A 21,032-nucleotide genomic window follows, 5' to 3' on the forward strand; every position below is an offset into this window, starting at 1 on the left:
GTGCAGCGATTGGCGGAGGCGTACGGATGCATCTGTGGTGGTGTTGCGCCGCACGGGTGGGGTTGCCGCCCGGCGCCGCCGTGTCGCCTGCGGTGGCCGGATCCTTTCCTCTTCAGTGGGCCGCATAGATCTGATCAGCTCCAAATACCGCCAAAAGTGATCATAACGCTCGCGGCTTCCCGGAGGTAGCAGAGATGTCCCACGACGGAGTCGGACCGCGCGCCGTCACGCGATCGGTCGCCTTCCTGGCCGCGGGAGCGCTCGCGGTGCCGTTCCTGGCCGGGTGCGGCTCCGACGACAAGGTGAGCAAGCCGCTCGCCGGACAGGACATCGTCCCGGTCGCCCGCGACCTGGTCGCCGACGGCGGCACCCTGAAGTGGGCCGTCGACGCCCTCCCCCAGACGCTGAACGCCTTCCAGGCCGACGCCGACGCCGGCACCAGCCGCGTCGCGCAGGCCGTGCTGCCGTCGATGTTCCGGCCGGACGCCACCGGCCGTCCGGTGCCCGACCCGGCCTATCTGGAGTCGGCCAAGGTCATCGAGACCGAGCCCCGCCAGGTCGTGCTGTACAAGCTGAACCAGCAGGCCGTCTGGAGCGACGGCCGGGAGATCGGCGCCGCCGACTTCGTCGCCCAGTGGCGCGCCCTGTCCGGCAGGAACAGCGCCTACTGGACCGCCCGCAACGCCGGCTACGACCGCATCGAGAAGATCGAGCGCGGCGCCAACGACCTCCAGGTCCGGGTCACCTTCTCCCGCCCCTACGCCGACTGGAAGTCGCTGTTCTCCCCGCTGTACCCGAAGGATGTCACGGGCGCCCCGGACGCCTTCAACGACGGCGCACGCCGCAAGCTGACGGTCACCGCCGGACCCTTCACGGTGGACAAGGTCGACACCGCCCACAAGGACGTCGTCCTCACCCGCAATCCGCGCTGGTGGGGCAAGGCTGCCAAGCTGTCCGAGATCGTGCTGCACGCCGTACCACGCGACAAGCGGGTCGCCGCGCTCGCCGACGGCAGCGTGGACATCGCCGACGTGGACGCCGCAGACGCCCAACGGATCGGGCTCGCCGCCCACAACACCGCAAACCCGCTTCAGGGCTCCGGCAAGACGTCCGTGAAGAAGCTGCGCGCCTGGGCGCGCGCGCACGACCTCGGCTCCGAGGACGTGAAGGCCGGCAAGAAGAAGCTGCGCAAGGCGATCTCCGAGTACCTGGACGAGCAGCAGGCGATGCGCGACTTCGAGGTCCGCAGGTCGCTGGAGCCCGCCTACACCCAGCTCGCCCTCAACGGCTCCGCCGGACCCCTCGCCGACGAACGCGTCCGCCGGGCCGTCGCCCGGGCCCTCGACCGCAAGGAACTGGCCAAGCTGGTGCTCACCCCGCTCGGGCTGCCCGCCGTGCCGGTCGGCAGCCACCTCGCCCTGTCCGGGCAGGCCGCCTACGCCGACAACAGCGACGCGGTCGGCGACCCCGACACCAAGGAGGCGCAGGCGCTGCTCGCCGACGCCGGCTGGGTGGCGGGCGGCCCGATCAAGGAGGAGCCGCAGAAGAAGAAGGGTCAGAAGGCGGCCGGCCCGCAGAGCGACCACGAGGACAAGTCCAAGGGGTACAAGGACGGCGAGTACATCGTCGGCGAGGACGACAGCGGGGACGACGACAGCGGGGACGGCAAGAACAGCGACGGCAGGAACGGCGACGGCAAGGCCGGTGGCCGCGGTGACGAGGGCGGCCGGCACCTGGCGCAGGAGGGCAGGCGCGGCGGCGAGCCCGGCGCCTACGCCCCGAAGGGCACGGCCGCGCCGGCCGCCGCGCCGGCGGCACCGCTCGCCAAGGACGGCAAGCCGCTCGCGCTCCGCTTCGTCCTCCCGTCCGGGCCCGGCTCCGAGACGCTGAACTCGGTCGCCGAGCGGATCTCGGCCATGCTGGAGCGGGTCGGCATCCGGACCTCGATCAGCAAGGTCTCGGACGCGAGCTACTTCAAGGACCACATCGCCTCCGGCGACTACGACCTCGCGCTGTACTCGTGGCCCTCCTCCTCGTTCCCCGCGACGGACGACCGGCCCGTCTACGCCAAGCCGGTGCCGGCCGCGGACGGCTCGGTGAACGTCGAGCAGAACTACACGCGGGTCGGCACCGACCAGGTCGATCAGCTCTTCGACGAGGCCGCGGCGACGCTGGACGAGGACGAGGAGATCTCCCTGATCCGCAAGGCCGACTCGCGCATCTGGGCCGCGGCGGGCTCGATCCCGCTGTATCAGCGGCCTCAGCTGGTGGCGGTGCGCAAGAATCTGGTGAACGCCGGGGCGTTCGGGTTCCAGACGCCGGTCTACGAGGACATGGGCTTCCTGAAGAAGGGGGCAAGGGTTCCCACCAGCCCCTCGCCGCACTGAGGAGCGTCGGCGGATCCGGCCCAGCGAGCCCATGCCCCGGAGGGCACGTACCATGGGGTGAGGCCGTGGCATGTCAAGCCCGGCAGGGCCCGCGTGCCACGGACGTACGCGCAGGCTTTCCTCACACTCCGGGAGTTCGCCGCACTATGGCCACGCGCCACGACATCCGCAACGTCGCCATCGTCGCTCACGTCGACCATGGCAAGACCACCATCGTCGACGGCATGCTGAAGCAGGCCGGCGCGTTCGCCGCCCACCAGCTCGACCAGGTCGACGACCGGGTCATGGACTCGAACGACCTGGAGCGTGAGAAGGGCATCACGATCCTCGCCAAGAACACGGCGGTGAAGTACCACCCCAAGGACGGCGGGGACCCGATCACCATCAACATCATCGACACCCCCGGCCACGCCGACTTCGGCGGCGAGGTCGAGCGCGGTCTGTCGATGGTCGACGGCGTCGTGCTGCTGGTGGACGCCTCCGAGGGCCCGCTGCCGCAGACCCGCTTCGTGCTGCGCAAGGCGCTGCAGCAGCGTCTGCCCGTCATCCTCTGCATCAACAAGACGGACCGCCCGGACTCCCGGATCGACGAGGTCGTCAACGAGACCTACGACCTCTTCCTCGACCTGGACGCGGACGAGGAGCAGATCGAGTTCCCGATCGTCTACGCCTGCGGCCGTGACGGCATCGCGTCCCTGACCAAGCCGGACAACGGCACGGTCCCGGCCGACTCCACCAGCCTCGAGCCGTTCTTCTCCACCATCCTGGAGCACATCCCGGCGCCGACGTACGAGGAGGAGGCGCCGCTCCAGGCCCACGTCACCAACCTCGACGCGGACAACTTCCTCGGCCGTATCGCGCTGCTCCGCGTGGAGCAGGGCGAGCTGCGCAAGGGCCAGACGGTCGCCTGGATCAAGCGCGACGGCTCCGTGCAGAACGTGCGGATCTCCGAGCTGATGATGACCGAGGCGCTCACCCGCAAGCCGGCCGAGGTGGCCGGTCCCGGTGACATCTGCGCGGTCGCCGGTATCCCGGACATCATGATCGGCGAGACCCTGGCCGACCCCGAGAACCCGGTCCCGCTGCCGCTGATCACGGTGGACGAGCCGGCGATCTCCATGGTCATCGGTACGAACACCTCTCCGCTGGTCGGCCGCGGCGGCACCGGCAAGGGCGCGGACGCCAAGGCGGCCGTGAAGGACCGCAAGGTCACCGCCCGCCAGGTGAAGGACCGCCTGGACCGCGAGCTGATCGGCAACGTCTCGCTGCGCGTGCTGGACACCGAGCGCCCGGACGCCTGGGAGGTACAGGGCCGCGGTGAGCTGGCGCTCGCCATCCTGGTCGAGACCATGCGCCGCGAGGGCTACGAGCTGACGGTCGGCAAGCCGCAGGTCGTCACCAAGGAGGTCGACGGCAAGGTCTACGAGCCCGTCGAGCGCATGACGATCGACGTGCCCGAGGAGCACATGGGCGCCGTCACCCAGCTCATGGGCGTCCGCAAGGGCCGCATGGACAACATGTCCAACCACGGCTCCGGCTGGGTCCGCATGGAGTTCGTCGTGCCGTCCCGTGGCCTGATCGGCTTCCGGACCGAGTTCCTGACCCAGACCCGCGGCACGGGCATCGGCCACTCCATCCACGAGGGCCACGAGCCCTGGTTCGGTGCGCTGCAGACGCGGAACAACGGCTCGCTGGTCGCCGACCGCTCCGGTGCCGTCACCGCGTTCGCGATGACCAACCTGCAGGAACGCGGCGTGCTGTTCGTGGAGCCCGGCACCGAGGTGTACGAGGGCATGATCGTCGGTGAGAACTCCCGCTCCGACGACATGGACGTCAACATCACCAAGGAGAAGAAGCTCACCAACATGCGGTCCTCGACGGCCGACGTCGCGGAGTCGATCGTGCCGCCGCGCAAGCTGTCGCTGGAGCAGTCGCTGGAGTTCTGCCGCGACGACGAGTGCGTCGAGGTGACCCCGGAGGCCGTCCGCATCCGCAAGGTGAACCTCGACCAGCGTGAGCGGGCCCGCGCCGCGAGCCGCGCCAAGCACGGCTGACGCCCGGGCCCTTCGCGGCCCGAACACGCAGGAGGGCCTGTCCGGCAGCCGCCGGGCAGGCCCTCGTGCCGTTTCCGACCGCCGGCAGCGGTGGGGGCGGTCAGGGGCGTAGAGGGTTTTCCCTACAACAGACCGTCAGATCGCCGCGGCGGGCCGGACGGCCGTGCGGCGTTGTTAGAGTGACCGTAATCACCAGCTTGTTGGGCGCTCGCGCCGGTCTGTCCCGTGCGCTTATATCCCGACACCACGGACAATGGGCATGGTCCGGTGTGTTCCGATACGCCCCGGCATGGTGTCGATCGTGCCCGGCATGTTCATCCGGCCGTCCAGCGCAACCGGTTTTCTACCACTTCTTGTCCGCTATTCGGACGCCGAAGCCCGATAGTTGTGTAACAAGTCCGTTTCGCATCGATCTTTCGCCAAACCGTTTGTCCGGATTTTGGAAGAAGTATTCGGCAGGTGTGATCGAACCGAGACCTTGAAGGTGTGGTTCACGCCGGTTCGCATGGCAGATAGTTAGGCGCGTAGAGCTCGGAGCAAAAGGGTCACGCCGCTGTTGGCGCCGACTCACGAGCGCGGGGGCACTTGATCGTTGCAAGCACCGGTAACGGTGTTGCGTCTGGTGCCCCTCCATGCGGTGAACCAATGGACTCATTGAGGAGGAGCCCCATGCGTGGTGCCAAGGGCGCCAGGTGGGCCGCGGTCGCGATAGTCGTGGCCATGGGAGCGACCGCCTGTGGTGGCGGTGGCGACACTGGCAACGGCAGTGCCGGCGGTAAGAACAACGGCGTGGTGTCGGTGGAGATCGGTCAGCCGCAGAACACGCTGGTCCCGTCGAACACGTACGAGACCGAGGGCGGCCAGGTCATCCACGCCCTCTTCACCGGTCTGACGAAGATCGACCCGAGCAACAAGATCGTCAACGACGAGGCCCAGTCCATCAGCACGAAGGACAACAAGGTCTGGACGATCAAGCTGAAGCCGGGCTTCACTTTCCACAACGGCGAGAAGGTCACCGCCCAGTCCTACGTCGACGCCTGGAACTACGGCGCCGACCAGACGAACGCGCAGCAGACCAACGCGCTTTTCAGCCACATCCAGGGCTACACGGACCTCAACCCGGGCCCGAAGAAGACCGTCAAGACCCACACGATGTCCGGTCTGAAGGCGGTCGACGACACCACGCTGCAGGTCACCCTGACGGCGCCGTTCTCGGCGTTCCCGACCCAGCTGTCGTTCACCGGCTTCGTGCCGCTGCCGAAGGCGTTCTTCAAGGACCCCAAGGGCTTCGGCAAGAAGCCGATCGGCAACGGCCCCTACGAGGCCAAGACGTCCTTCGTCGACAACGAGGGCATCAGCCTGGTCAAGTACGACAAGTACCCCGGGGCGTCCGCCTACAAGGTCAAGGGCATCGACTTCAAGGTCTACTCGAACCAGGACACCGCCTACAAGGACCTGGTCGCCGGTAACCTCGACGTCCTTCCGGTGGTCCCCACCTCGGGTCTGGCCACGTACAAGAAGGACCTGCCGGGCCACACCCTCGACGTGCCCGAGGGCGCGACGGGCTACATCGGCTTCCCGCTGAAGTACAACAAGGCCTTCGCGAACCCGAAGATCCGTCAGGCCATCTCCATGTCCATCGACCGGGACGCCATCGCCTCGAAGGTGTTCCTCGGTGCCCGTGCCGCGGCCGACGACTACGTGCCGCCGCTGATCGACGGCTACCGCAAGGGCGCCTGTGGTGACGCGTGCACCTACAACCCGACCAAGGCGAAGCAGCTCTTCAAGGAGGCCGGCGGTCTGCCCGGCAACCACCTGGAGATCGGCTACAACGCGGACGGCGACCACAAGACCTGGGTCGAGGCCGTGGCCAACCAGATCCAGAAGAGCCTCGGCGTCAAGGTGACGGCCAAGCCGTTCGAGCAGTTCCAGACCATCCTGAACGACCTGGACGCCAAGAAGTACCAGGGCGCCTTCCGTATGGGCTGGCAGATGGACTACCCGAACATGGAGGACTTCCTCCGTCCGATCTTCTCCAAGGACGCGATCCAGAACGGCTCGAACTACGCGGGCTACACCAACCCGGCGTTCGAGAAGCTGCTGAGCCAGGGCGACCAGGCGCCGACCGCGGCCGACGCCATCAAGAAGTACCAGGCTGCGGACGACGTCCTGCTGAAGGACATGCCGTACATCCCGGTGTACTTCTACCGTCTGAACTCGGGCTTCAGCAACAAGATCAGCTCGATGCAGCTCACCGCTCACCTGATCGACTGGGACACCGTCAAGCTCAGCTGAGTGAAGCCGAGAACCGCGTCCGCGACGTGAAGTAGCGGGCCAGGGGTGGGTTGGGGGACCGCCGGAGCCGACGGCTCCCCCACCCACCCTCTTCGCCGTTGGGCCCGACCGGCGAGCGCCTCCCCTCGGCGCCGACCCGGGCCAGCATTCCTTGGAGAACCAATGGGCCGATTCGTCGTGCGCCGTGTGCTGCAGGCGATCCCTGTACTCATAGGCGTCACGTTCCTCATCTACTGCCTGGTCTTCCTGCTGCCAGGCGACCCGATCAGGGCCCTGATGGGCGAGAAGCAGGACCCCCACCTGGCCTTGGTGCTGCGTGCGCGCTACCACCTCGACGATCCACTGGTGGTGCAGTACTGGCACTACATCAGCGGCGTCTTCCGCGGGGACCTGGGCACCACCTACACCGGCCGGTCGATCAGTGACATCGTGGCCCAGCGCTTCCCGATCACGCTGAAGCTGGCACTGACGGCGTTCGGCTTCGAGGCGGTCATCGGCATCCTGGCCGGCATCATGTCGGCGCTGAAGCGCGGTCGGTTCGCGGACAACCTGGTCTTCATCGCCACGCTGTTCCTGATCTCCATCCCGGTGTTCGTGCTCGGCAACGTCCTGCAGCTCGAACTGGGCGTCAAGTTCAAGCTGACGCCGGTCGCGGGCATCGAGGACGGCTGGCCCGCCAGCTACGTGCTGCCCGGCCTGGTGCTGGCGGCCACGTCGATGGCGTACATCGCGCGACTGACCCGGACCAGCATGATCGAGTCGGTGCGCTCGGACTACGTCCGCACCGCCGTCGCCAAGGGCCTGCCCCGTCGCCGCGTCATCGGCGTCCACGCGCTGCGCAACTCCCTCATCCCCGTCGTCACCTTCCTCGGCATGGACCTCGGTTCGCTGATGGGTGGCGCCATCATCACGGAGCGGGTCTTCAACCTCCCCGGTATCGGTGGTCAGTTGGCCCAGTCCGTCTCCCTGCGCGAGGGGCCCGTCGTCGTGGGCCTGGTCACCCTGCTCATCCTGATCTACCTGGTGGCCAACCTCGTCGTCGACGTCCTCTACGCCGTGCTCGACCCGAGGATTCGTTATGAGTGAACAGATCATCGAACGGCCCGTGCCCGCCGACGGCCCCACGGCCAAGGCGCCGGAACCGGACGGCAAGCCGGAGCGCGTCGCCAGCCTGTGGCGCGACGGCTGGACCGACCTGCGCAAGCGGCCGATGTTCCTCATCTCGGCCTTCATCATCCTGTGCCTGCTGGTGCTCGCCATCGCGCCCGGTGTGTTCACCTCCCGCTCCCCGTTCAGCGACGGTTTCTGCGACCTGACGCACTCGATGGACGGCCCGCGCGGCGGCCACTGGTTCGGCTACGACGTCCAGGGCTGCGACATCTACACCCGTACGGTGTGGGGCACCCGCAACTCGATCATCGTCGGCGTGGTCTCCACCGTCCTGACGACGGTGCTCGGCGGTGTCATCGGCATGCTGGCCGGCCTGTGGGGCGGCTGGGCGGACTCGCTGATCTCCCGCTTCTCGGAGATCTTCTACGCGCTGCCGATCCTCATCGGCGGTCTGCTGATCATGTCGATGGTCGGCAGCAGCAACGTCTGGACCGTGTCCGTCGTGCTGTCGATCCTCGGCTGGCCGCAGGTCTACCGGATCATGCGCGGTGAGGTCATCGGCAACAAGTACAACGACTACGTCGCCGCCGCCAGGGCGCTCGGCGCGGGTCCGATGCGGATCGCGTTCCGGCACATCCTGCCCAACACGCTCGCCCCGATCGTGGTCGTCTCCACGATGAACCTGGGCGTCTACATCGCCGCCGAGGCCTCGCTGTCCTATCTGGGCATCGGCGTCCAGTCCCCGGCCATCTCCTGGGGTCTGATGATCAGTGACGCCCAGGACCGCTGGCTCACCTCGCCGCACGCCCTGCTGTTCCCGGCCGGCGCGCTGAGCCTGACGGTGCTCGCGTTCATCATGCTCGGCGACGTGGTCCGCGACGCCTTCGACCCCAAGCTGCGCTGAGGAGGGCGTAACCCATGACCATCATCGAGGACGCCGTCCCCGCCGCGCGCGGTGTCGGTGACGAGCAGACACCCCTGCTCGAAGTCCGTGACCTGCACGTGGAGTTCCACACCCGGGAGGGCGTGGCCAAGGCGGTGAACGGCGTCAACTACACCGTCAGCGCGGGCGAGACGCTCGCCGTGCTCGGCGAGTCCGGGTCCGGCAAGTCGGTCACCGCGCAGGCCATCATGGGCATCCTGGACATGCCGCCGGCCCGCATCCCGCAGGGAGAGATCCTCTTCCGCGGGCAGGACATGCTGAAGATGTCCGGCGAGGAGCGCCGCAAGCTCCGCGGTGCCAAGATCGCGATGATCTTCCAGGACGCGCTCTCCTCGCTGAACCCGGTGCTCACCGTCGGCTACCAGCTCGGCGAGATGTTCCGGGTGCACCAGGGCATGTCGCGCAAGCAGGCGAAGGTCAAGGCCATCGAGCTGATGGACCGGGTGAAGATCCCGGCCGCGGCGGCCCGGGTCAACGACTACCCGCACCAGTTCTCCGGCGGTATGCGCCAGCGCATCATGATCGCCATGGCGCTCGCGCTGGAGCCCGACCTGATCATCGCCGACGAGCCGACCACCGCGCTCGACGTGACGGTCCAGGCGCAGGTCATGGACCTGCTCGCGGACCTCAAGCGCGAGTACAACATGGGCCTCATCCTGATCACCCACGACCTCGGCGTGGTCGCCGACGTCGCGGACAAGATCGCGGTGATGTACGCGGGCCGGATCGTGGAGACCGCCCCGGTGCACGACCTGTACAAGAGCCCCTCCCACCCGTACACCCGGGGTCTGCTCGACTCCATCCCGCGCCTGGACCAGAAGGGCCAGGAGCTTTACGCGATCAAGGGCCTGCCGCCCAACCTGCTGCGGATCCCGGACGGCTGCGCCTTCAACCCGCGCTGCCCGAAGGCGCAGGACGTGTGCCGCACCCAGGTCCCGGAGCTCGCCCAGATCACCGGTGACGAGGGCCGGGAACTGGTCGGCCGCCGCAGCGCGTGCCACTTCTGGAAGGAGACCCTCAATGGCTGAGCCCACGGCTCGGGACGCGGCTGAGACCCCGAACACCGCGCCGGTGGACAAGGTCGAGGCAGCCACCGAGGAAGCGGCCATCGCCGCCGTCGAGGCACCGGTGGAGCGCGGGGAGCCGATCCTGCAGGTGCGCAACCTGGTGAAGCACTTCCCGCTCACCCAGGGCATCGTGATCAAGCGTCAGGTCGGAGCGGTCAAGGCGGTCGACGGCGTGTCCTTCGACCTGTACCAGGGCGAGACCCTGGGCATCGTCGGCGAGTCCGGCTGCGGCAAGTCCACCGTGGCCAAGCTGCTGATGAACCTCGAGCGGGCCACCGCCGGCGAGGTCTTCTACAAGGGCCAGGACATCACCAGGCTGTCCGGCCGCGCCCTGAAGGCGGTGCGCCGGAACATCCAGATGGTGTTCCAGGACCCGTACACCTCGCTCAACCCGCGGATGACGGTCGGCGACATCATCGGCGAGCCCTACGCGATCCACCCCGAGGTGGCCCCGAAGGGCGACCGGCGCCGCAAGGTGCAGGAGCTGCTGGAGGTCGTCGGCCTCAACCCCGAGCACATCAACCGCTACCCGCACCAGTTCTCCGGCGGTCAGCGCCAGCGCATCGGCATCGCCCGCGGCCTCGCGCTCAACCCGGAGATCATCATCTGCGACGAGCCGGTCTCCGCCCTGGACGTCTCCGTCCAGGCGCAGGTCATCAACCTGATGGAGCGACTGCAGGACGAGTTCAACCTCTCCTACATCTTCATCGCGCACGACCTGTCGATCGTCCGGCACATCTCGGACCGCGTGGGTGTGATGTACCTCGGCAAGATGGCCGAGATCGGCACGGACGAGCAGATCTACGACCACCCGACGCACCCCTACACCCAGGCGCTGCTCTCTGCCGTGCCGGTCCCCGACCCGGAGGCCCGTGAGCACCGCGAGCGGATCATCCTCACCGGCGACGTCCCGTCCCCGGCCAACCCGCCGTCGGGCTGCCGCTTCCGCACCCGCTGCTGGAAGGCCCAGGACAAGTGCGCCGAAGAGGTCCCGCTGCTCGCCGTGCCCGAGCAGTTCCAGGGCTCGGACTCCCCGGTGGCCCACGAATCGGCCTGCCACTTCGCCGAGGAGAAGGACGTGGTCAACGCGGCCTGACGGGCTCCACGCCGACGCCGGTTGCCGGCACCCTCTCCGATCGAGGGTGCCGGCAACCGGCGTTTTCACGCGGGTGCCCCGTCCGCCGCCCGGGCCCGCGCCCAGTGGCAGGCCACCTGCGCTTGAGGCCCCGGGCCGAGGATCCCCGGGTCCTCGGCCCGGCACGCCTGCGCCACGCCCGCCCGTTCCGCCTCGCCGGCCGCCAGCACCGGGCAGCGGGCGCGGAAGCGGCAGCCGCTGGGGATACGGGCGGGGTCCGGGGGCTCGCCGGTCAGGACCACCGGGTCGCCGGCGGCCTCCGGCAGCACCGACAACAGCGCCCGGGTGTACGGATGTCGCGGGGACGTCAGGACCTGCTCCACCGTGCCCGTCTCCACGATCCGGCCCAGGTACATCACCGCCACCCGGTCGGCGATGTTCCACGCCAGCCCCAGATCGTGGGTCACCACCAGCGCCGCCAGACCGAGGTCGGCGCGGAGCCGGAGCAGCAGGGCCAGGATCTCGCCGCGCACCGAGGCGTCCAGGGAGGCCACCGGCTCGTCCGCGACGAGGAGTTCGGGCTCCAGCACGAGCGCACCCGCGATCACCACCCGCTGCCGCTGGCCGCCGGACAGCTCCTGCGGATAGCGCAGGAAGAACCGTTCCGGCGGGCGCAGCCCGGCCCGGGACAGAGCCTCGGCGACCGTCGCCCGCTCGTCCCCGGTGTGTCCGTGGATCCGCAGCCCCTCGGCGACCGCGTCGTACACCGTGTGCCGGGGGTTGAGGGAACCGGTGGGATCCTGCAGCACCAGCTGTGCCCGTCGCCGGTACGACCGCAGGGCCCGCGTCGAGTACGTCAGCGGGCGCCCGGCGAAGGTCACCTGCCCGTCCGTCGGCCGCACCAGCCCCAGCAGGGCCCGGGCGAGGGTCGACTTGCCGCACCCCGACTCGCCCACCAGCGCCACGATCTCTCCGGGCCGTACGTCGAGTTCGACGCCGTCGACCGCACGGGCGGGTGCGCCCCCGTGCCGGCCGGGAAAGGCCACGCGCAGCCCACGGGCGCTGAGCAGGGCCGGTGCCTCCGACTCCGTCGTCATGGCGTGCTCCCTGCGTTCTCGGTGGTGTCCGCGGGCTGCGCCGGTGCGCCGGGGCGCATGTATGCGGTCCGGCGTTCGGGCCCGGCACAGCGTGGGAGCTGGTTGTCCGTCGTGCATGGCGGCGTCGCCGGGTGGCGCCGGGGCAGGGCCACGCGCAGCTCCCGGGCGCCGGGCAGGGGCGGGGCCACCCGCTCCCTCGTCATGGCGTGCTTCCTGCGTTCTCGGCGGTGCCGGTGGCGCCGGTGGCGCCCGTGGTCTCTCTGGTGTCCTCGGTGGTCGCCGTGTCCCTGGGGCCAGGTGCCGGGGTGCCGATGTGCACGCATGCCCCCCGGCGCCCCGGCCCCGCCTCGCGCAGCGGCTGGTCCTGTGTTGCGCAGACCGGCAGCGCCACCGGACAGCGTGGATGGAAGGCGCAGCCCGGCGGGAGCGCGGTGGGGTCGGGAGGGTCGCCGGGCAGTCCACGGGGAGCGAAGCGGGAGGCGGGGTCGCCGATGCGCGGGAAGGCCGCCGACAGGGCCCTGGCGTAGGGATGCCGGGCGTCCTCGTACACCGCACGGGCGGGGCCCTGCTCCACCACCCGGCCGGCGTACATCACCGCCAGCCGGTCGCAGGTGTCGGCCAGCACGGCCAGGTCATGGCTGATCATGATCAGGGCCACGTCCTGTTCGGCCACCAGCCGGCCGATCAGCCGCAGGATCTGCGCCTGCACCATCACATCCAGCGCGGTCGTCGGCTCGTCCGCGACGATCAGCCGGGGTCCGCAGGCCAGCGCCATGGCGATCATCACGCGCTGCCGCTGCCCGCCGGACAGCTCGTGCGGGTACGCCGCCGCCCGGGCCGCCGGCAGCCCGACCTGCTCCAGCAGCTCCCCGGCCCGCGACCGGGCGGCAGCCGTACCCGCCCCGCCGTGCAGCAGGATCGGCTCGGCGATCTGGTCGCCGATCCGGTGCACCGGGTTGAGGGAGTGCATGGCTCCCTGGAAGACGATCGACGCCCCCGCCCAGCGGACCGCGCGCAGGCGCCCCCAGCGCATCCGCAGCACGTCCTCGCCGTCCAGCGACACCTCCCCGGTGACCTCGGTGCCGGCCGACAGCAACCGGAGCAGCGCCAGCGCCAGCGTGGACTTGCCGCAACCCGACTCGCCGGCGACGCCCAGCGTCTGCCCGGCGCCCAGGGACAGGTCCACACCGCGTACGGCGGCCGCCCCACCCGGATAGGCGACCTCCAGGTTCCGGACCTCCAGCAGCGTCAACGGGCCACCCCCAGCCTGGTGTTGAGAACGGACTCCACGGCCCGCCCGCACAGCGTGAACGCCAGCGCCACGCCCGCGACCGCGATGCCGGGCGGCGCCAGGTACCACCAGTCGCCCGAACTGACCGCACCCGTCTCCCGCGCGTCCTGGAGCAGCCCGCCCCAGGACACCACCGTCGGGTCACCGAGCCCCAGGAAGGCGAGGGTCGCCTCGGCGAGGATGGAGGAGGAGACCATCAGGGTCGTCTGGGCGAGGATCAGCGGCAGCACGTTGGGCAGCACATGCCGGGTCATGATGTGCCAGTGCCCGCCGCCGAGCGCCTTGGCCCGCTCGATGTACGGCCGTGACTCGACCGCCAGTGTCTGGGCCCGGACCAGGCGTGCCGTGGTGGGCCAGGACGTCACACCGATCGCCAGGATCACCGTGCCCAGCGAACGGGACATCACGGTGGCGAGCGCGATGGCCAGCACCAGCGTCGGCATCACCAGGAACCAGTCGGTGATCCGCATCATCACCGTCGCGAACGCGCCTTTGAAATGGCCCGCGGTGATGCCCACCACCGCGCCGATCGCCACCGACAGCACCGCCGCCAGCAGCCCGACCAGCAGCGAGATACGCGAGCCCCACACCAGCAGGCCCAGCAGGTCCCGGCCGAACCGGTCCGTGCCCAGCGGGAAGGCACCGCTCGGGCCCTGCAGCGGCCGCCCGGGTGCGCCGGTCACGCTCGCCACGTCCGAGCCGACCGTGAGCGGCGCGGTGAGCGCCAGCAGGACGAAGAGGGCGAGGGTGGCCAGCCCGACGACGCCCGCGCGACGAGTGCGGTACCGCCGCACGAATCGTGCGGCGGCCCGCCGGCGCCGCCGCCGGGCCAGCGTGCGGGCGGTCGCGCCCGCCACGGCTTCCGTGGTCATGTCCGGCCCACCCGCGGATCGAGCAGCGGATAGACCAGGTCGGCCAGGGTGTTCATGACGATCACCGCCGAGGCGAAGAAGAGGAACAGGCCCTGCACCAGTGGCAGGTCGGGCACGCTGAGCGCCTGGTAGAACAGCCCGCCCAGGCCGGGCCAGGAGAACACGGTCTCGACCAGGATGACGCCCGCGACCGTCCGCCCCAGGTTGACGAACAGCAGCGTGACGGTGGGCAGCAGCGCATTGGGCACGGCGTGCCGGCGCCGGACCAGGTCGTCGCGCAGTCCCTTGGCCCGGGCGGTCGTCAGATAGTCGCTGTCCATCTCCTCCAGCAGCGCGGAGCGGGCGACCAGCAGCGTCTGCCCGTACTCCACCGCGACCAGCGTGATCACCGGCAGGACGAGATGGTGGGCGACGTCCACGGCGTACGCCAGGCCGTGCTCGCCGCCCGACTCCATGCCGCCGGTGGGGAAGAGCCCGGGGACCGGACCCGCGCCCACCGCGAACACGATGATGAGCAGCAGCCCCAGCCAGAACGACGGCACGGAGTACAGGGTCAGCGCGAGCCCGGTGTGGAACCGGTCGGCGAACCGGCCCCGGCGCCAGGCGGCCCTGGTGCCGAGGACCAGTCCGAGCGCGGTGTAGAGCACGAAGGCGGTGCCGGTCAGCAGCAAGGTGTTCGGCAGCGCCTCGGTGATCTTGTCGATGACGGGGGTGCGGAACTGGTACGACGTGCCCAGATCACCCGAGAGCGCCTTGCCGCAGTAGTCCGTGAACTGCTCCCACAGCGGCAGGTCGAGACCGAACTCCCGCCGGTACTCGGCCAGCTGCTGCGCCGAGACCGGTCGTCCCCCCGTCATGGTCTTCACCGGGTCGCCCGGGATCAGCCGGAACAGGAAGAACCCGGTGACGAGCACGGCGAGCAGGGAGACGACCGCCCCGCCCGCCTTGACCGCCACGTACCGCAGATAGGTGCTGCCGCCTGGGCCCTTGCGCTCGGTGACCCCGTCGGGCACCGGCAGTACGGTCGCGTCCACCGGCTACTCGCGGTCGTCCGCGGTGGTACGCCGGCGCCGCGCCAGGAACGCCCCGGCCCCGGCGAGGACCACGACCCCCGCGGCGACCCCGATGAGCACCCCGGTGGAGCCGCCGCCGGACGAGCCGCCGGAGCGGGCCGGGACCGCCGACCACCAGCTCCAGTAGCCGTCCTGGCCGTAGATGTTGCCGGCGGCCTTCGGCATCGTCTCGATCGACTTGATCTGGTCGGTGCGGTACGCCTCCACGGCGTTCGGATACGCCATGACGTTCATGTACCCCAGGTCGTACAGCCGCGACTCCATCTGCTTGACGAGCGCAGCCCGTTTGGCGACGTCGTACTCGGCGAGCTGCCCGGCGTACAGGTCGTCGTAGGCCTTGTCGCAGATGAAGTTGTCGGTCGCGCCGGTGTCCTTCGGGGTCGCGGGCAGGGCCGCGCAGGTGTGGATGGAGAGGACGAAGTCCGGGTCGGGGTTCACGGACCAGCCGTCGAAGGCGAGGTCGTACTTGCCGGCGAGCCAGGGGTCGGTGACGTTGTCGAGGCAGTCGAGGGTCATGCCGACGCCGAGCTTGCCCCACCACTCCTTCAGGTACTGGCCCACCGCCTTGTCGTTGGGGTCGGTGGCGTGGCACAGGACCCGGTAGTTCAGCGGCCTGCCGTCCTTGCCGACGCGCTTGCCGTCGGCGTTCTTCCGGTAGCCGGCTTGGTCGAGGAGCCGGGCGGCCTTCGCCGGGTCGTAGCCGAGTTGCTGGCTCGCGGACGGCTTCCAGAAGTACGTCGAGAAGCGTGGCGGGATGTAGCCCTGGCCCTCCACGGCGTGGCCCTGGAACACCTTGTCCACCAGGGTCTTGCGGTCGACGGCGAGGAAGAGGGCGTGCCGCACCCGCTCGTCCAGCAGGGACGGGTCGCCGTCGCCGAACTTCCGGCCGTTCTTCGCCCGTGCGCCGGGGTTGGTGGCGAGGGCGTAGAAGCGGCGGCCGGGGGCGTCGTTGACGTGGATGTCCGGCTCGCCCTTGAGGGAGGCAGCCTGGGCGGGGGTCAGGGAGGGGGAGCCCGCGACGAAGGACACCTCGCCCTTGCGCAGGGCGGCCACCGCCGCGTCCTGGTCCTTGTAGTACTTGAAGACCAGCTCGTCGAACTTGGGCGCGCCGCGCCAGAAGCTCTTGTTGGCCTTGAGCCGTACGTAGCTGTCGGCCTGGTAGTCGGTGAGGACGAAGGGGCCGTCGCCGACGACCGGGAAGGTCTTGTCGTTGTTGAACTTCGAGAAGTCCGTGACGTTCTTCCAGATGTGCTCGGGCACGATCGGCACGTCCAGCGCCGTCATCGTGGCCTGCGGCTTCTTGAGCTCGATGACCAGCTTGGTGGGGCTCGGAGCCGTCACCTTGCGGAAGTTGGTGACGAAGCTGCCGTTGGCGGTGGCGGCGGCAGGGTCGGTCATCAGTTTGCCGAACGTCCACGCGGCGTCCTCGGCCGTCACCTTCTGCCCGTCCGACCACGTGGCGTCGGAGCGGATGGTGTACGTCCAGGTCAGCTTGTCCGGCGAGGAGGACCAGTGGGTGGCCAGGCCGGGCACCGGGTGCGCGTCCCCGGGGTCGTAGTCCGTCAGGTACTCGTACGTCAGCCGCAGGATGCTGGTGCTGACCAGGCGCACCGCCAGGAAAGGGCTCAGCGAGTCGACGCTCTGCGCCACGGCGACGGTGAGGACCTTGTCGCCCTGCGCGGCCTCCGCCTGCTGGGGCGCTGGACCGAGCGGGGTCACGAGGGCCGCGGAGAGCGCCAGGGCGCAGGCTCCGGCGGCGACGGCGAGTCGGCGGACGCGGGGGCGGGGGCTTCTCGGTTGTGAACGTCTCGTGCCGTGCAGGTCTGGTGTGCTCATGAAGGGTGACCTCGCGTCATCGCTCGCACAGGGACGGCTGGTTCGACTTCGGGACCGGGTTTCTCCTGGTGACGCCAGTGGGGTGATGAGTGTGTATCAGCGGCGGTCTGCGCGCGTCAACGGCGCGTGAAGCGTGCGTGGCCTGCGGAAACAGCGAACGTGCGATCGTTGCGGCAGACATTGGTCCAGACCTCTGAAGACGTCCTGGTCGGGTCCTGACGGGTGAGTGCCGGACCCTGGGGCGGCGGCTGCCGGCTTCGGATGACGTGTCCCTCGAAAGGCCCCGCAATCCGCCCGGTGCGTCCCTCTGGTGGCCCCGCCAGGAGGCTGCGGGCATGCGGTAAGAGTTTTATACGCCGATATTGGCCGGTACGGGTCGGTGATCGCGGAGGAGGCAGCCATGCGGGGAGTCACCCACGCCCGATGGGCCGCCTGTGTGATCGCCGTGGGGCTGATGGCCACCGCGTGCGGGGACGGCGGTGGTTTCGGCGGGGCCGGGGTGCTGACCTCGTCCTGGGGTGACCCGCAGAACCCGCTGGAACCCACCGACACCAACGAGGTGCAGGGCGGCAAGGTCCTCGACATGATCTTCCGGGGCCTGAAGAAGTACGACCCGAGGACCGGCAAGGCGCAGAACTGGCTCGCCCAGTCCATCGACACCCGGGACTCGCGGAACTTCACCATCAAGCTGAAGGACGGGTGGACCTTCTCCAACGGCGAGAAGGTGACCGCCCGCTCCTTCGTCGACGCCTGGAACTACGGGGCGGGACTGAAGAACAACCAGAAGGACGCGTACTTCTTCGCCTACATCGACGGCTACGACAAGGTCCACCCCGACGTCGGCACCCAGAAGGCCGACACCCTGTCCGGACTGAAGGTGGTCGACGACCACACCTTCACCGTCCGGCTGGGCCAGAAGTTCTCCAGCTTCCCCGACACCCTCGGCTACGCCGCCTACGCACCGCTGCCCCGTCTGTTCTTCACCGACCATGCCGCCTGGCTGAAGAAGCCGGTCGGCGACGGGCCCTACCGGATCGACTCCTACACCAGGGGCTCGGCCATGAACCTGAAGAAGTGGGACGGCTATCCCGGCCCGGACGCGGCCCGGAACGCGGGGGTGACCCTCCTGGTCTACACCGACAACAACACCGCGTACACCGACGTGCTGGCCGGCAACCTCGACCTCGTCGACGACGTGCCCTCGACCCAGCTCAAGAACGTCGAGACCGACCTGAACGGCCGCTACATCAACACCCCGGCCGGCATCCTGCAGACCCTGGCCTTCCCGTACTACGACCCGAAGTGGAACACCGGCGGGGCGCGGAAGGTCCGCACCGGCCTGTCCATGGCGATCAACCGCAAGCAGATCACCGAGACCATCTTCCGGGGCACCCGTACCCCGGCCACCGACTGGACCTCCCCGGTCCTCGGCGTGGCCGGCGGCTACAAGGCCGGGCTGTGCGGTCACGCCTGCGACTACGACCCCGTCCAGGCCAAGAGGCTCATCCAGGAGGGCGGCGGGATCCCGGGCGGCCAACTGAAGATCACCTACAACGCGGACACCGGCTCCCACAAGCAGTGGGTGGACGCCGTGTGCAACTCCATCAACAACGCGCTCGGCAACGACAAGGCCTGCGTGGGCAACCCGGTCGGCACCTTCGCCGACTTCCGCAACCAGATCGGGCAGCACAAGATGACCGGTCCCTTCCGGGCCGGCTGGCAGATGGACTACCCGTTGATCCAGAACTTCCTGCAGCCGCTGTACTACACGGGCGCCTCCTCCAACGACGGCCTGTGGTCGAACAAGCAGTTCGACCGGCTCGTCGACCGGGCCAACGCCGAGACCGAGCAGGCCAGGGCCGTCGGGCTGTTCCAGCAGGCGGAGGAGGTCGTCCGCGACAACATGGCGGCCATCCCGCTCTGGTACCAGAACGGCAGCGCGGGCTACGCCTCCCGGCTCTCGCACGTGGCGCTCAACCCCTTCAGCGTGCCGGTCTACAACGAGATCAGGGTCGGCTGATCCCCATGGGGCGCTATGTCGCCAGGAGGCTGCTCCAGATGGTCCCGGTGTTCATCGGGTCCACCCTGCTGATCTTCCTCATGGTCAACGTGATGGGCGATCCCATCGCGGGCCTGTGCGGGGAGCGGGCGTGCGATCCGGCGACCGCCGCCCAGCTGAAGCGGGAGTTCGGCTTGGACAAGCCCGTCTGGCAGCAGTACCTCACCTACATGGGGAACGTCTTCACCGGAGACTTCGGTACGGCGTTCAACGGCCAGCCGGTCACCGAGCTGATGGCGTCGGCGTTCCCCGTCACCATCCGGCTCACCGTCGTCGCCATCGTCTTCGAGATCGTCGTCGGGGTGAGCCTGGGCGTCCTCACCGGCATGCGGCGCGGCCGGCCCGTGGACACCGGGGTGCTGCTGGCCACCCTGGTGGTGATCTCCGTCCCCACGTTCGTCACCGGTCTGCTGCTGCAGCTGCTGCTCGGCATCAAGTGGCAGTGGACCAGCCCGTCCGTGCACACCGGAAGCTACGACGAGCTGATCGTGCCCGGCCTGGTGCTCGCCTCCGTCTCCCTCGCCTACGTCACCCGGCTGACCCGCACCTCCATCGCGGAGAACAAGCGGGCCGACTACGTCCGCACGGCGATCGCCAAGGGCCTGCCCCGGCGCCGGGTCGTCGTACGGCATCTGCTGCGCAACTCCCTGATCCCCGTGGTGACCTTCATCGGCGCCGACATCGGCGCCCTGATGGGCGGTGCCATCGTCACCGAGCGGATCTTCAACATCCACGGCGTGGGCTTCCAGCTCTACCAGGGCATCCTGCGCCAGAACACGCAGACCGTGGTCGGGTTCGTGACCGTGCTGGTCCTCGTCTTCCTCGTCGCCAATCTCCTCGTCGACCTCCTGTACGCCGTACTCGACCCGAGGATCCGCTATGCCTGAACAGCCGCACGAGCCCGAGGGCGCGATCGCCGGGACCGGCATGGGCGGGGCGATGGACCTCGGCACGAGCGAGGCGGCCACGCTGGAGCGGGCGCCCGGCGGACCCAGGGGAACTCCGGGCGGGCCGCCCGGCGGGCGGGCGCGCAGCCTCTGGTCCGACGCCTGGCGGGACCTGCGCCGCAACCCGGTCTTCCTGATCTCCGCCCTGGTCATCCTCTTCCTGGTGTTCATTTCCGTCTGGCCCTCGGCGATCGCCTCCGGCAGCCCCCTGAAGTGCGACCTCGCCAAGGCCCAGGACGGCGCGGCACCGGGCGCGCCCTTCGGCTACGACGGCCAGGGCTGCAACGTGTACACGCGCACGGTGTACGGCGCCCGCAGCTCGGTCACGGTCGGCGTGCTGGCGACGCTCGGGGTCGCCGTGCTGGGCTCCGTGCTGGGCGCGCTCGCCGGTTACTTCGGCGGAGCCTGGGACTCGATCCTGTCCCGGCTCACCGACATCTTCTTCGCCATCCCGGTGGTCCTGGGCGGCCTGGTCCTGCTCTCCGTGGTCACCAGCAACACGGTGTGGCCGGTCATCGGCTTCATGGTGCTGCTCGGCTGGCCGCAGGTCTCCCGCATCGCGCGCGGCTCGGTCATCACCGCCAAGCACAACGACTACGTCCAGGCCGCCCGCGCCCTGGGCGCCTCCGACACCCGCATCCTGCTGCGCCACATCGCCCCGAACGCCGTCGCCCCGGTGATCGTCGTGGCGACCATCGCCCTCGGCACCTACATCGCCCTGGAGGCGACCCTGTCGTACCTGGGCGTCGGGCTCAAACCGCCGAGCGTCTCCTGGGGCATCGACATCTCCGCCGCCTCTCCCTACGTCCGCAACGCCCCGCACGCCCTCCTCTGGCCCTCGGGCGCCCTCGCCATCACGGTGCTGGCGTTCATCATGCTCGGCGACGCGGTCCGTGACGCCCTCGATCCGAAGCTGAGGTGATGGT

15 protein-coding genes are annotated in these 21,032 nt (G+C 69.5%); 10 read left to right on the forward strand and 5 right to left on the reverse strand.

Annotated features, from left to right (window positions below; all coding sequences use genetic code 11):
• Positions 1-194 precede the first annotated feature (194 nt).
• The 7 genes from ABZ919_RS08085 to ABZ919_RS08115 all read left to right on the forward strand — a co-directional run bounded on the left by ABZ919_RS08085 (position 195) and on the right by ABZ919_RS08115 (position 10,952).
• Positions 195-2,387: an ABC transporter family substrate-binding protein gene (locus ABZ919_RS08085; RefSeq protein ID WP_361243997.1), complete on the forward strand. Its 2,193-nt coding sequence runs from the start codon at positions 195-197 to the stop codon at positions 2,385-2,387.
• 146 nt (positions 2,388-2,533) lie between these two features.
• Complete coding sequence (typA, locus tag ABZ919_RS08090) at positions 2,534-4,441, forward strand: translational GTPase TypA (RefSeq protein WP_361243999.1); 1,908 nt, start codon at positions 2,534-2,536, stop codon at positions 4,439-4,441.
• Between the two features lie 669 nt (positions 4,442-5,110).
• Positions 5,111-6,736: an ABC transporter substrate-binding protein gene (locus tag ABZ919_RS08095; RefSeq protein WP_361244001.1), complete on the forward strand. Its 1,626-nt coding sequence runs from the start codon at positions 5,111-5,113 to the stop codon at positions 6,734-6,736.
• Positions 6,737-6,898: 162 nt separating this feature from the next.
• The gene (locus ABZ919_RS08100; protein ID WP_361244003.1) at positions 6,899-7,822 is read left to right on the forward strand and encodes an ABC transporter permease; all 924 of its coding nucleotides are present in this window, start codon (positions 6,899-6,901) and stop codon (positions 7,820-7,822) included.
• Positions 7,815-8,750, forward strand: a complete 936-nt coding sequence (locus ABZ919_RS08105) for an ABC transporter permease (protein ID WP_361244005.1) — start codon at positions 7,815-7,817, stop codon at positions 8,748-8,750. Before ABZ919_RS08100 ends, ABZ919_RS08105 begins: the two co-directional genes overlap by 8 nt.
• A 14-nt stretch (positions 8,751-8,764) precedes the next feature.
• A complete protein-coding gene (locus ABZ919_RS08110) occupies positions 8,765-9,817 on the forward strand; it encodes an ABC transporter ATP-binding protein (RefSeq protein WP_361244007.1) in 1,053 nt (350 codons plus the stop codon).
• A complete protein-coding gene (locus ABZ919_RS08115) occupies positions 9,810-10,952 on the forward strand; it encodes a dipeptide ABC transporter ATP-binding protein (RefSeq protein WP_361244009.1) in 1,143 nt (380 codons plus the stop codon). Before ABZ919_RS08110 ends, ABZ919_RS08115 begins: the two co-directional genes overlap by 8 nt.
• A 65-nt stretch (positions 10,953-11,017) precedes the next feature.
• Here ABZ919_RS08115 and ABZ919_RS08120 read toward each other — a convergent pair whose 3' ends face one another.
• The 5 genes from ABZ919_RS08120 to ABZ919_RS08140 all read right to left on the reverse strand — a co-directional run bounded on the left by ABZ919_RS08120 (position 11,018) and on the right by ABZ919_RS08140 (position 17,100).
• A complete protein-coding gene (locus ABZ919_RS08120; RefSeq protein WP_361244011.1) occupies positions 11,018-12,028 on the reverse strand; it encodes an ABC transporter ATP-binding protein in 1,011 nt (336 codons plus the stop codon).
• Between the two features lie 199 nt (positions 12,029-12,227).
• Positions 12,228-13,280 (reverse strand): ABC transporter ATP-binding protein, encoded by a 1,053-nt coding sequence (locus tag ABZ919_RS08125; RefSeq protein WP_361244013.1) that lies wholly within the window; start codon positions 13,278-13,280, stop codon positions 12,228-12,230.
• Positions 13,277-14,191 (reverse strand): ABC transporter permease, encoded by a 915-nt coding sequence (locus ABZ919_RS08130; RefSeq protein ID WP_361244015.1) that lies wholly within the window; start codon positions 14,189-14,191, stop codon positions 13,277-13,279. Before ABZ919_RS08130 ends, ABZ919_RS08125 begins: the two co-directional genes overlap by 4 nt.
• Complete coding sequence (locus ABZ919_RS08135; RefSeq protein WP_361244105.1) at positions 14,188-15,210, reverse strand: ABC transporter permease; 1,023 nt, start codon at positions 15,208-15,210, stop codon at positions 14,188-14,190. Before ABZ919_RS08135 ends, ABZ919_RS08130 begins: the two co-directional genes overlap by 4 nt.
• 18 nt (positions 15,211-15,228) lie before the next feature.
• Entirely contained in the window at positions 15,229-17,100 is a 1,872-nt protein-coding gene (locus ABZ919_RS08140) for an ABC transporter substrate-binding protein (RefSeq protein ID WP_361244016.1), read from the reverse strand.
• Between the two features lie 400 nt (positions 17,101-17,500).
• Between ABZ919_RS08140 and ABZ919_RS08145 the strand changes: the two genes are divergently transcribed.
• From ABZ919_RS08145 to ABZ919_RS08155, 3 genes are read left to right on the forward strand one after another with little or no spacing between them, the layout of a single operon-like run.
• Entirely contained in the window at positions 17,501-19,120 is a 1,620-nt protein-coding gene (locus ABZ919_RS08145; protein ID WP_361244018.1) for an ABC transporter substrate-binding protein, read from the forward strand.
• A gap of 5 nt (positions 19,121-19,125) precedes the next feature.
• Positions 19,126-20,046, forward strand: a complete 921-nt coding sequence (locus ABZ919_RS08150) for an ABC transporter permease (protein ID WP_361244020.1) — start codon at positions 19,126-19,128, stop codon at positions 20,044-20,046.
• A complete protein-coding gene (locus ABZ919_RS08155; protein ID WP_361244022.1) occupies positions 20,039-21,028 on the forward strand; it encodes an ABC transporter permease in 990 nt (329 codons plus the stop codon). Before ABZ919_RS08150 ends, ABZ919_RS08155 begins: the two co-directional genes overlap by 8 nt.
• The last annotated feature ends 4 nt before the right edge of the window (positions 21,029-21,032 follow it).

The sequence above is a fragment of the Streptomyces sp. NPDC046759 genome (genome assembly GCF_040645475.1).
Taxonomy (GTDB): Bacteria; Actinomycetota; Actinomycetes; order Streptomycetales; family Streptomycetaceae; genus Streptomyces.